This is a genomic window from Bacillus cereus group sp. N21 (assembly GCF_016483395.1).
Classification (GTDB): Bacteria; Bacillota; Bacilli; order Bacillales; family Bacillaceae_G; genus Bacillus_A; species Bacillus_A pseudomycoides.
In genome coordinates, this window is sequence record NZ_JAEHBX010000008.1 from 73,823 (window position 1) to 85,638 (window position 11,816).

Sequence of the window (11,816 nt, forward strand, 5' to 3'; positions counted from 1 at the left end):
GGGCGCTGAATATAGTTAAAGTGGATAGCATAGAGGAGGTGTCGTATGAATCAGCAAGGTGTATTTACGGATTATTTTCATGAAGTAGAAAATTGGTGTGAAAGCGTTCTTCACGTATTAGATAGTCGTGCAACTGAAGTTTATGACGTCCATATGCTTGCTTATAAAATTCAAATGCTATTAGACCGTATGAAAGAAAATGAGTATGAAACAGATGCTGAATTCCTGTATGAGATAAGTGATGATGTGGAACACATCCAGAATCATTTACAAGAAGTATTTATGCAAGAAAATGAGCAATATGAGTTATATGAAAGAACGTATACTGAGAGATCTGTTCCAATTGGGGGTCACACGCTTCCTCCGTTACCCTATCCATATAATGCGCTGGAACCATATATTTCTCGAGAGATTATGATGCTACATCATGATAAACATCATCGGAGTTATGTGGAAGGGCTGAATAAAGCAGAAAAAATGATGGAAGAAGCAAGGAAAACAAATAAGTTTGATTTAATCAAGCATTGGGAAAGAGAAGCGGCTTTTCACGGTTCAGGTCATTATTTGCACACGATATTTTGGAATAACATGAAAAAAGATGGAGGGGGAAGTCCAAGAGGTGCATTATCTCGAGAAATCGAGAAAGATTTTGGGGGTTTTTTACGTTTTCAAAAGCATTTTACAGAAGCTGCATCGAAGGTAGAAGGATCTGGCTGGGCTATTCTTGTGTGGGTACCTCGTTCGGGAAGATTAGAAATTTTACAAAGTACCCTTCATCAATTATTCACACAGTGGGATACGATACCGCTACTTGTGCTTGATGTATGGGAACATGCATATTATTTGCAATACCAAAATCGGAAAGATGAGTACATTAAAAATTGGTGGAATGTTGTGAATTGGTCCGATGTGGAAAAGCGATTTGAAAGTGCGAAACAGCTTGAGTGGACACCGTATTAGACGCATATTTGTGCGTCTTTTTTGCTGGTATAGAAAAGAATATTTCGTTCATATTTTAAGGGGCCAAGCATACACTTGTACAAAAAGTGCCAAAAGGACGTGGGGGAATATGAGACGAACTTGGATTGTAATTGCACTTATTATAATGTGTGCAAGTGTTATACCGATTCATACATATGCACAAATGAATGATGTAAGCGCCCATAATGCCATATTGATGGAAGAACATTCAGGACGTGTGTTATATGGAAAGTTAGAACATGAATCACAAAAAATTGCTAGCATCACGAAAATTATGACTGCCTTACTCGCTGCCGAATCAGGGAAAATGAAAGAAGTTGTACCTATTAGCGATAAGGCTGTTCGAGTAGAGGGGTCGGCAATTTATTTACAACCTGGAAAAAAAGTACCGCTAGAGGATTTAGTTTATGGTTTAATGCTTCGTTCCGGTAATGATGCAGCACAAGCAATTGCTGAAAATGTTGGGGGAAGCATAGAGGGGTTTGTTTATTTGATGAACGAAAAAGCGAAACAAATAGGAATGAAAGATACACATTTTTCAAATCCACATGGTCTAGATGGGGATGGAACGCACTATTCGTCTGCATATGATATGGCACTTTTAACACGTTATGCAATGGGAAATGAAACGTTTCGGAAAATTTTTGGAACAAAAACATATCAATCGAAAATGTGGGATTATCCATGGAAAAACAAGCATAAACTTGTAACTTCTTATTATGAATTTGCAACAGGAGGCAAGACGGGATTTACAAAAAAAGCAGGGCGTACACTTGTTACAACAGCTTCGAAAGATGGATTAGATTTAATTGTAGTGACACTTAATGCGTCTAATGATTGGGACGACCATATGTATTTGTTTGATCAAGGGTTTAAGCAATATGAGTTAACGAAGGTTCTAGGGCAAGGAGCGCTCTCTGGACTGCAGGAAAAGAAGTATACAAATCATGTTTATATAAAAAATGATTTCGCTATACCGCTAACGAAAGATGAGAAGAAACAGGTTATGCTAAAGGTTGAACTTGATAGGAGTGCAAAATTAGTAGATGGAGAGAAAGTCGGTAAGACAATAGTTTATATTAATGAAGAAAAAGTAGGGGAACGTAATCTGTTTTATAGTAAGCGAAAGTTGGTTGCTACAACTGGAGTATATTGGAATGATGTGATAGAAATCTTCTCTCATATGTTAGGTGTTGGAACAGATGGTTAACCTCGTATGGGTGGCGATGGCGGTTATTGGGATTGTATATGCGATGATAAACGGAACGATGGAGGAAGTGAATAAAGCAGTCTTTGAAGGGTCAAAAGATGCAGTAACCATTTGTATTGGGCTGATTAGTGTTTTAGTCTTTTGGCTAGGGTTAATGAAGATTGCTGAAGAAGCGGGCTTATTAAAGAAATTAGTCTCATTTTTTATGCCAGTTGTAAAAAGATTGTTTCCAGAAGTACCAAAGGATCATCCTTCGATGGGATTTATTTTGTCAAATATGATGGCAAACTTTTTTGGGTTAGGAAATGCAGCGACGCCACTTGGTATTAAAGCAATGGAACAACTTAAGGAACTGAATGGAGGAAAGGATTCAGCAAGTCGTTCTATGGTGACATTTTTAGCTTTGAATACATCCGCAATTACATTGATACCGACTACTGTGATTTCAATCCGAATGACGTATGAATCGGCGAATCCGACTGAAATTGTTGGTGTTACGTTTATTGCACAAGTACTATCGATGATTGGGGCTATTTGGATTGACCGCTATTTTTACCGCAGACGGAGTAGAAAGGGGCGGAAAAAGTGAGTATTGTTAATACAATTTCATTATGGGTGATACCTTGTGTGATTGGTTTTATTCTATTATATGGCACGATAAAAAAAGTTCCAACGTACGAATCATTTGTAGAAGGTGGGAAAGAAGGAATCCAAATTGCTATTTCTATTTTACCATTTATGGTGGGGATGCTCGTATCCATTTCTATTTTCAGGGCATCTGGGGCTTTAGATGCCATGATTTCTGTAATGAAGCCAATGTTGGATATGATTCACGTGCCAGCAGAAATTGTACCACTTGCGCTCATACGCCCCATTTCTGGTTCGGCAGGATTAAGTATTACTACAGATTTAATTGCTACATATGGACCAGATTCATTTATTGGTAGGCTCGCTTCCACAATGCAAGGAAGTACAGATACAACGTTTTATATTTTAACAGTGTACTTTGGAGCTGTTGGTATTCGTAAAATGGGTGATGCTTTAAAGGTAGGGTTGTTTGCAGATTTAATTGGGATTATTTGTTCTATTGTGTTTGTTTCTTTATTGTTTCAGTAATCGGTATTCATTTTTTGAGTTAATTCGCTTATAATACGTATACGACCACTATTAAGGGTAGGCTTAATAGTGGTTTTTTTGTGGAATATTTTTGACAAAATAATGAACTTTTGTTGTGAACAACTATATGAGGGTAAACAATAATAAAGAATTGAAACCGAATTCGGCCTTTATAAGTTTAGAAACGTAGCTATGTTGTTTACGATATGTTAGGCTGGCTGCTATATGTTCTGGCGGTTGCCAACTCCTTCTAATGAAGGTAAGATAAATTTGAGGTGAATAATGGAAATGGAACGATTACAAAAAGTGATTGCGCAAGCAGGAATTGCATCAAGACGAAAAGCTGAAGAACTTATTCAGCAAGGAAAAGTTAAAGTTAACGGTAAAGTAGTGACTGAGTTAGGAACGAAGGTAACTCCTCAAGATAAAGTAGAAGTAAATAATATCCCTCTTGAAAAAGAAGAACCTATTTATTTCTTACTATATAAACCAACTGGCGTAATTTCGAGCGTATCAGATGACAAAGGAAGAAAAGTTGTTACAGACTTTTTCCCTGAAATCACACAGCGCCTATTCCCAATTGGTCGTTTAGACTATGATACGTCTGGCGTACTTCTTATGACAAACGATGGTGATTTTGCAAACATATTGATGCATCCAAAATATAAAGTTGAGAAAACATATGTTGCAAAAGTAAAAGGCCCATTAACAGGAGAGAAAATTCGCATGTTAGAAAAAGGTGTTGTATTAGAAGATGGAAAGACAGCACCAGCACGTGTGAAAATCCTTTCTTGGGATAAGCGTAAAGAGATGGCAATTGTACAATTAACGATCCATGAAGGACGTAATCGTCAAGTTCGTCGTATGTTTGAGGCGCTTGGCTGTAAAGTAATGAAATTAAAACGTGAACGTTATGCTTTCTTAGAAGTAGGAAGTCTACGCCCTGGTGATGCAAGAGAGTTATCACCTCATGAAGTAAAACAATTACGTGCGCTTGCTTCTACAAAGCCGAGATAAGTGGTAAAGTGAAACTTCCATCCGTGGGGGGAGTTTTATCCCCTATGGATGATTAGTTGAACCGATCGTTTTGGTGAGTGATTATGGAGGCATATATATTAAAATAAACAAATGCTTGAAGTAAAGGACAAGTTAGTAGTTACAGAAATTTTTTACATATAAATTCATCAAAGAGAGGGGAGAGAGTATGAAGAAGAATCGCTTACTATTTCGCATTCTCATTTTGCTTATTTTAAGCGTGGCAGTAGGATTCACACTTTATCAAGGTTTTTTTGTTGATAAGGAAAAAATGCAAATCGGGAAAAAAGCACCTAACTTTGTTGTTTCAGATTTAGAAGGAAAAAAAATCGAGCTAAATGACCTGAAAGGAAAAGGGATATTTTTAAATTTTTGGGGAACGTGGTGCAAACCGTGTGAAAAAGAGATGCCTTATATGAATGAATTATATCCTAAATATAAAGAAAAAGGCGTTGAAATCATCGCATTAGATGCAGATGAAACGAATATTGCGGTGAAAAATTTTGTGAATCAATATGGATTAAAGTTCCCTGTTGCGATTGATAAAGGGCAAGAAATAATTGGTACATATGGCGTTGGTCCACTGCCAACAACATTTTTAATTGATAAAGAAGGAAATGTAATCGAGAAAATTACTGGTACACAAACAAAGGAACAAATGGAGGAATATTTAAAGAAAATTACTCCTTAGTAAAGAAAGCCTTTACATAACGAATAGTAAAAGAGTTTGATAGATGAAGGTGCTTTGCTTCGTCTTAGTACCTATCTTGAAAATTCTGAGTATTTAGGTAACTTGTGTTTGGAAGATACAATGATAAATAGAAACAAGAGGCGGTGAGAATATTGGAACAGATAAAGTGTGAATGTGGACATGTAAATCCAATAGGCACAATTTTTTGTGAAGCTTGCGGGAAACCTTTTGAAAACAAGGAAGATACGAGGTTATTAGATATGCGATATGAGGGGAGTGCCCGGCGCTCTCTTATTCATACGAGAACGATAGTAGATAAAGTTTGGAGTTTTTTTTCTTCCGTAAAGGTGGGGGTATGGCTCATTGTTATCACTCTATTAGCATCAGCAGTTGGAACCATATTTCCGCAAGAAATGTATATACCTCCAGGTGTTACACCAAGTGAATATTATGAACAGGAATATGGTTTTCTTGGACAACTATATTACCAATTGGGTTTTAATAAATTATATAGCTCATGGTGGTATATAATTTTAATTGCGTCGATTGGTGTGTCACTTGTGATATGTAGTTTAGATCGTGTAATTCCGCTTTATAAGGCTTTAAAAAAGCAGGGTGTAAAAAGACACCCAAGTTTTTTAAAGAGACAACGATTGTATGGGACAGGTTCTCCAAAAGAGGGGGATTTAGAACAGATTCAAGCCAATTTAAAGAAAAAAAATTACAATGTAAGAGTCGAAGGCGAAAATATTTTAGCGGAAAAAGGAAGATTTTCTCGCTGGGGTCCATATGTGAATCATATCGGTCTTATCATTTTTCTATTCGGAGCAATGCTACGTTTTCTTCCGAGTATGTATGTGGATGAAGCACTGTGGCTACGTGATGGGGAAACAAAAGAGATCCCAGGAACTGATGGGAAATATTATTTGAAGAATGAAAAGTTTATAAAAGAAGTTTATGACAAGAGTAAAGATGATAAAGTATTTAATGATGCGATTGAGCGTGTAGGCGATAAAATGATCGCTAAAAACTACCAAACAAATGCTGTATTGTATAAAGCTGTAGAAGAAAATATAGCTGGACAAAAACCAAAGTTAGAAAAGGTAAAGGAATCTAAAATTAAAGTGAATGAACCGTTAAAATTTGATCAGTTTGCTCTATATCAACTAGATTTTAAAGAAAATGAATTTGGTAGTATGTCTTTTTCTTTACAGAAAAAAGACAATCAGAAAAAATGGAAACCCATTAAAGTTAACTTAGAAAATCCAAAAGAAACATACGATTTAGGAGATGGGTATTCTATAAAATTATTAAGTTATTTTCCTGATTTTTATTTTGATGAGAATGGTCAGCCCAATACAAAAACAAAGATTCCGAACAACCCAGCTTTCGTTTTTAAAATGTTTACACCAGAGACGCCAGAAGGAGAAGTGAGTTTTGTAGGTATACAACAAAACATAGAACCAGAAGGAAATAATCAATATAAAATGACCTTTGCAGGAGTAGAAATGCGAAATGCAACGGGGCTTATTGTGAGAAAAGATTTGACACTATGGATTCTTGGAATCGGAGGATTTATCTTCATGGTTGGTGTGATTCAAGGGATGTATTGGAATCATCGTCGTATCTGGATACAACGTGTTAAAGATGAATGGTGGATTGCTGGCCATACAAATAAAAACTGGTTTGGCTTGCGGAAAGATATTGAGAAAGTGCTTGAAGGAACAACAATTCCACAACCATACGACAAAGTAAATGATCAAAAAATTAGTTAAGGTGGGGAGAATATATGGTGCAAATCAGCAGTAATTTCTTATTTGCCGCTTTCATCTTCTATTTAATTGCAACACTGTTCTTCGGGGGGGCGATTAAAGAAAAAGGTCGGAAGTGGGCAAATATAGGTATAACCATAACAATTTTAGGATTTGTCGCTCAAACTGTATACTTTGTAACAAGGTGGATCGCTTCAGGGCATGCACCAGTAAGTAATTTCTTTGAGTTTGGTACATTCTTCGGCATGATGCTTGTTGGTGCTTTTATTGTTATGTATTTCATGTATCGTGTAAGCATAGTCGGATTATTCGCTTTACCAGTAGCCCTTTTGTTAATTGCATATGCAAGTATGTTTCCGAGAGAAATTTCACCGCTTATTCCATCGTTGAAAAGTAATTGGCTACATATTCATGTAACAACGGCCGCAGCTGGGCAAGCTATTTTAGCAATTAGTTTTATTACAGGTGTCATATATTTGCTTAAAAATGTAGATCAGTCAAAAAGGACGAAACGGACATTTTGGTTAGAAACAGTTGTGTTTACACTCATTTGCGCTGTCGGATTCATAGCGGTAACAACAGTTTATTCGGCAACGAAATATGAAGCAAAGTTTCAATGGGTGGATAAAAATGAACAAAAAGTCGAGATGAAATATAATCTGCCTGCACTAGTTGGACCCCATGAAGGGAAGTTAATAACAACTGGAAAACTTGAACCGATTGCAGAAATGCCTGCTATAATAAATGCAAAGAAATTAAATACAGTAATTTGGTCACTGCTTGTTGGAACGGGACTATATCTTGTATTAAGATTAATTTTACGAAAAAGAGTATCAGCGGCCCTTCAGCCAGTAGTGAAAAATGTTAACAGTGATTTACTTGATGAAATTGGATATCGATCTATTGCAATTGGATTCCCAGTCTTTACGTTAGGAGCGTTAATTTTTGCGATGATTTGGGCACAAATTGCATGGACGCGCTTTTGGGGGTGGGATCCAAAAGAGGTATGGGCACTCATTACATGGCTCTTTTATGCTGCAGTTTTACATTTACGTCTATCTAAAGGTTGGCATGGTGAGAAGTCGGCATGGCTTGCGGTAATTGGATTTGCCATTATAATGTTTAACTTTATAGCTGTAAACTTAATTATTGCTGGTTTACACTCATATGCGTAAGGTTTTTTCTCTATTTTAGAGGGGACATACCGTTCAGTTAAGCGTAATAAAATAGGAAAGTGGTTGTCACTTTCCTATTTTATTTTTGTCAATTTCTTTTCTTTTTTGAGAAAAACATGGCAAAATAAAGGCTGATTTTGTAAAATGATGTCGGGGCCTAAATGTCCTGTTCAAGAAAAATACATATTTTTGGAAAAGAAATGAACAAATTTTATTATTCTTGTGAAGTATAATGTCTAAGGTGGAAGACTAACATTTTAGAATTATCTATTATGAGATAAGAGTAAAAATCGTATTACATCATAGAAAGGTAGGTGTGAACCGTTGTCATGTTTTTTTACGGGCAGCGGGAAGCAATGGAAAATGAACCAAGAATTTTAATTGTAGATGATGAAGATCGTATTCGCCGTTTATTAAAAATGTATTTAGAAAGAGAACAATATACGATTGATGAGGCTGATAATGGTGATACAGCTTTAGAAAAAGCATTGCAAAATGATTATGATTTAATCTTATTAGACATCATGATGCCTGGAAAAGATGGGATTGAAGTATGTAAAGGAATTCGTGAGAAAAAAGCAACACCAATTATTATGCTGACAGCTAAAGGTGAAGAAGTAAACAGGGTGCAAGGATTTGAAGTTGGCTCGGATGATTATATCGTAAAGCCGTTTAGTCCACGTGAAGTAGTCCTTCGTGTAAAAGCGGTCTTGCGACGTTCTGTGACAACAACATTCTTTACACAAGATACAACAACAAAAGATATTATTGTATTCCCGCATTTAACAATTGATAACGATGCGCATCGCGTTACTGCTGATGGTGATGAAGTCAATTTAACACCAAAGGAATATGAATTGTTACTATTTTTAGCAAAGGCTCCTGATAAAGTATTTGATCGTGAGCAATTATTAAAAGAGGTATGGCAATATGAATTCTTTGGAGACCTGCGTACAGTAGATACGCACGTAAAGCGTTTACGTGAAAAATTAAGTAAAAAATCAGCTGATGCAGCGAAGATGATCGTAACTGTATGGGGTGTTGGTTATAAGTTTGAGGTTGTGAACGACTGATGCTTTGGAGAAGTGTAGTAGGAAAGCTATGGATGACCATATTGCTTCTTGTTTCATTTGTTCTTGGCTTTGTTGCCATTTTGCTTTCGCAGTTTTTTGATAATTACTATATTGAAATGAGTGAAAACAGGCTTACAAAAGTAGCGACAAGTGTTTCGGAATTAATTGAAGAAGGTGCAGACGAAAAAACGATTGAGAATATCGCGTATAAGTTTGCTGATCCGCTCTCACGAATTATTATTGTAAAAGGGGATCATGAAGTTTCTTCTTCACCGAAACAAGAAGGATTGGTAGATCTTACAATAGAAGATCTGAAAAAGGATAAAGATTTAGCAGCTGTTTTTATAGATAAAAAAGAAAATAAAGAAAAAATAAAAAAAGTGTCTGATGACAAAACGAAGAAGAACTCTGAAAATGATATTATGATTGTTGGCAAGCCGCTGCAATCATCAAATCATAGTGCGGTGTTTGTGTATCAATCATTGCAAGTTCCAAAACAAGGTATGGAAAAAGCGACAGATTTTATTTTTTTATCAGCGGGAATTGCGATTATTTTAACAACGTTCTTTGCATTTTTCTTATCGACACGAATTACAGCTCCACTTCGTAAAATGCGTGAAGTGGCCTTTGAAGTAGCGCGCGGGAAATTTGATACGAAAGCACCTATGGTTTCGCAAGACGAAATAGGAGAGCTAGCAACGGCGTTAAATCAAATGGGAAAACAATTAAAGTTTAATATTAATGCACTACAGCAAGAAAAAGAACAACTTTCTAGTATTTTAAGCAGTATGGCAGATGGGGTTGTAACGCTAAATCAAGAGTGTGAGGTTGTTGTTATCAATCCACCGGCGGAGCATTTTTTACAAGTTTGGCAAGAAGAAAAAGAGTTGGAATTAAGTAGGAATTTACCGCCGGAACTTGTTGAGTTGTTTCATCTTGTAGTAGAAAGTGAGCAACAGCAAGTCATTGAAATTAATTTACAAAAGGGTAACTACGTTGTCCTTATGACGCCGCTATATAATCAAACAAAAATTCGCGGTGCTGTGGCGGTGCTTCGTGATATGACAGAAGAACGTCGCCTTGAAAAAATGCGTCAAGATTTTATTGCGAATGTGTCTCATGAATTGCGCACACCGATGGTTATGCTCCAAGGGTATAGTGAGGCAATCTTGGATGATATTGTTCAAACAAAAGAAGAAATAAATGAATTTGTACAAATTATTTATGATGAGTCAGTTCGTTTAGGTCGCCTTGTGAATGAGCTTTTAGATTTAGCGCGTATGGAAAGTGGTCATGTTGAATTGCATATATCTGAAGTGGATATTCATCCATTTGTTGAGAAGATTGGACGCAAATTTCAAGGGATTGCAAAAGAAAAAAATGTGCGGTTAACAGTTGATTTCCGTAATCCAATTGAGCAACATTCGTTTGATCCAGATCGTATGGAGCAAGTATTAACGAACTTAATTGACAATGCAATCAGGCATACAAATGCAGGTGGTCATGTTGAGCTTATTATTGATACGAAAAATAATGGACTCATGTTTGAAGTGCAAGATTCAGGTGCTGGTATTCCTGAAGAAGACATTCCGTTCTTGTTTGATCGTTTTTATAAAGCTGATAAAGCAAGAACACGTGGGAAAACAGGTGGTACTGGTTTAGGGCTTGCAATTGCTAAAAACATTGTACAAGGGCATAATGGTAAAGTTTCTATATCAAGTGTCGTTGGAGAAGGAACAATATTCTCTGTATATTTACCAGGTCAATCAATATAAGTGATATTGTTGTGAGTCAATACTGAAGTTCTAGTATTTTTTATTCTTTTTGAGTTTATAATATTTTCTCAATGGAATGAAGAATATTAGAGCTTTTTGTTTTATTGTACTATTTGTAGATGGTAGTCTCTCTATGAAAGTTGATTGAAAGACAAGAAGCTTAGACTAAGGAAAGAATAAATCCATGTTGATTTGCTGGCATATAAGTCACGGCTATGAAAATAAAAGAAGGTCTCCGCTCATTTTCTCCTTCTGTTCTCACATGGCATGGGGCTAAAAGGTACTGACCGTTTCTACGCATGGTCGGATGCTCTCTCCCATCAAAAAAAGAAAGGTTTAAGTCGTTTTTTCAATGTATACTTACATTTGATGGATCGTGTAATGAATAAAAATTTAAAAGAGAGGTGTAGAATATTTGAAACTATATACGAAAACAGGAGATAAAGGACAAACGAGTATTATAGGTGGACGAGTTGATAAAGATCATATTCGTGTAGAAGCATATGGAACAATTGATGAGGCGAATTCTCATATTGGATATGCGATGACTATGCTTCAAGAAGAATGCTTTCAAGACATACATGAGGAGCTTGAAAAGATTCAGCATGAATTGTTTGATTGCGGTGGAGATTTAGCAATTGTGCAGCAAAAATTACCTTATAAAGTAACAGAAGAAATGGTCATATATTTAGAAGGACGAATTGATCACTACATAGAAGAAGCGCCACCATTAGAGTGTTTTATTTTACCTGGCGGGAGCCCAGCATCTGCGGTGACCCATGTTGCACGTACGGTAACGCGGAGAGCTGAGCGCTATATTGTATCATTAGGAAAGCAAGAGGAAATAAATGAAGTTGTATTACGATATGTCAATCGATTATCTGATTATTTATTCGCAATAGCTAGGGTGATAAATGCTCGCCTTATGGTGAAAGATGTTGAATATAAACGAAGTGCAATTGTTTTTCGTAAAAAGGAAGTGGAGTAA

11 protein-coding genes are annotated in these 11,816 nt (G+C 36.3%); all 11 read left to right on the forward strand.

Translation table 11 applies throughout. The features are described from left to right. Nucleotides 1-45 precede the first annotated feature (45 nt). The 11 genes from JDS96_RS06935 (at nucleotide 46) to JDS96_RS06985 (ending at nucleotide 11,816) form a co-directional block, all read left to right on the forward strand. On the forward strand, nucleotides 46-960 hold the full coding sequence (locus JDS96_RS06935; protein WP_003206588.1) for a superoxide dismutase: 915 nt from the start codon (nucleotides 46-48) through the stop codon (nucleotides 958-960). Nucleotides 961-1,069: 109 nt separating this feature from the next. Continuing rightward, complete coding sequence (locus JDS96_RS06940) at nucleotides 1,070-2,191, forward strand: D-alanyl-D-alanine carboxypeptidase family protein (RefSeq protein WP_006094225.1); 1,122 nt, start codon at nucleotides 1,070-1,072, stop codon at nucleotides 2,189-2,191. Next, nucleotides 2,184-2,780: a spore maturation protein SpmA gene (gene spmA, locus JDS96_RS06945; RefSeq protein ID WP_016114058.1), complete on the forward strand. Its 597-nt coding sequence runs from the start codon at nucleotides 2,184-2,186 to the stop codon at nucleotides 2,778-2,780. The genes JDS96_RS06940 and spmA overlap by 8 nt, the downstream gene beginning before the upstream one ends. Further along, entirely contained in the window at nucleotides 2,777-3,307 is a 531-nt protein-coding gene (gene spmB, locus JDS96_RS06950; RefSeq protein ID WP_033796016.1) for a spore maturation protein SpmB, read from the forward strand. Before spmA ends, spmB begins: the two co-directional genes overlap by 4 nt. A gap of 288 nt (nucleotides 3,308-3,595) precedes the next feature. After that, nucleotides 3,596-4,324, forward strand: a complete 729-nt coding sequence (rluB, locus tag JDS96_RS06955) for a 23S rRNA pseudouridine(2605) synthase RluB (protein ID WP_018764251.1) — start codon at nucleotides 3,596-3,598, stop codon at nucleotides 4,322-4,324. 187 nt (nucleotides 4,325-4,511) lie between these two features. Further along, entirely contained in the window at nucleotides 4,512-5,033 is a 522-nt protein-coding gene (resA, locus tag JDS96_RS06960) for a thiol-disulfide oxidoreductase ResA (protein WP_003206580.1), read from the forward strand. A gap of 149 nt (nucleotides 5,034-5,182) precedes the next feature. Further along, the gene (locus JDS96_RS06965) at nucleotides 5,183-6,808 is read left to right on the forward strand and encodes a cytochrome c biogenesis ResB family protein (protein ID WP_097794242.1); all 1,626 of its coding nucleotides are present in this window, start codon (nucleotides 5,183-5,185) and stop codon (nucleotides 6,806-6,808) included. A gap of 14 nt (nucleotides 6,809-6,822) precedes the next feature. Next, nucleotides 6,823-7,980, forward strand: a complete 1,158-nt coding sequence (gene ccsB / locus JDS96_RS06970) for a c-type cytochrome biogenesis protein CcsB (protein WP_199666448.1) — start codon at nucleotides 6,823-6,825, stop codon at nucleotides 7,978-7,980. 356 nt (nucleotides 7,981-8,336) lie between these two features. Beyond that, nucleotides 8,337-9,053: a DNA-binding response regulator ResD gene (gene resD, locus JDS96_RS06975; protein ID WP_026008430.1), complete on the forward strand. Its 717-nt coding sequence runs from the start codon at nucleotides 8,337-8,339 to the stop codon at nucleotides 9,051-9,053. Then, nucleotides 9,053-10,828 (forward strand): ATP-binding protein, encoded by a 1,776-nt coding sequence (locus tag JDS96_RS06980; RefSeq protein ID WP_003206574.1) that lies wholly within the window; start codon nucleotides 9,053-9,055, stop codon nucleotides 10,826-10,828. The genes resD and JDS96_RS06980 overlap by 1 nt, the downstream gene beginning before the upstream one ends. A 415-nt stretch (nucleotides 10,829-11,243) precedes the next feature. Beyond that, entirely contained in the window at nucleotides 11,244-11,816 is a 573-nt protein-coding gene (locus tag JDS96_RS06985; RefSeq protein WP_018764255.1) for a cob(I)yrinic acid a,c-diamide adenosyltransferase, read from the forward strand.

Excerpts from the sequence above, each read along its gene's own strand:
- JDS96_RS06935 (WP_003206588.1), top strand. The coding sequence starts at position 46 with ATGAATCAGCAAGGTGTATTTACGGATTATTTTCATGAAGTAGAAAAT.
- JDS96_RS06940 (WP_006094225.1), top strand. The coding sequence starts at position 1,070 with ATGAGACGAACTTGGATTGTAATTGCACTTATTATAATGTGTGCAAGT.
- spmA (WP_016114058.1), top strand. The coding sequence starts at position 2,184 with ATGGTTAACCTCGTATGGGTGGCGATGGCGGTTATTGGGATTGTATAT.
- rluB (WP_018764251.1), top strand. The coding sequence starts at position 3,596 with ATGGAACGATTACAAAAAGTGATTGCGCAAGCAGGAATTGCATCAAGA.
- resA (WP_003206580.1), top strand. The coding sequence starts at position 4,512 with ATGAAGAAGAATCGCTTACTATTTCGCATTCTCATTTTGCTTATTTTA.
- ccsB (WP_199666448.1), top strand. The coding sequence starts at position 6,823 with ATGGTGCAAATCAGCAGTAATTTCTTATTTGCCGCTTTCATCTTCTAT.
- resD (WP_026008430.1), top strand. The coding sequence starts at position 8,337 with ATGGAAAATGAACCAAGAATTTTAATTGTAGATGATGAAGATCGTATT.
- JDS96_RS06980 (WP_003206574.1), top strand. The coding sequence starts at position 9,053 with ATGCTTTGGAGAAGTGTAGTAGGAAAGCTATGGATGACCATATTGCTT.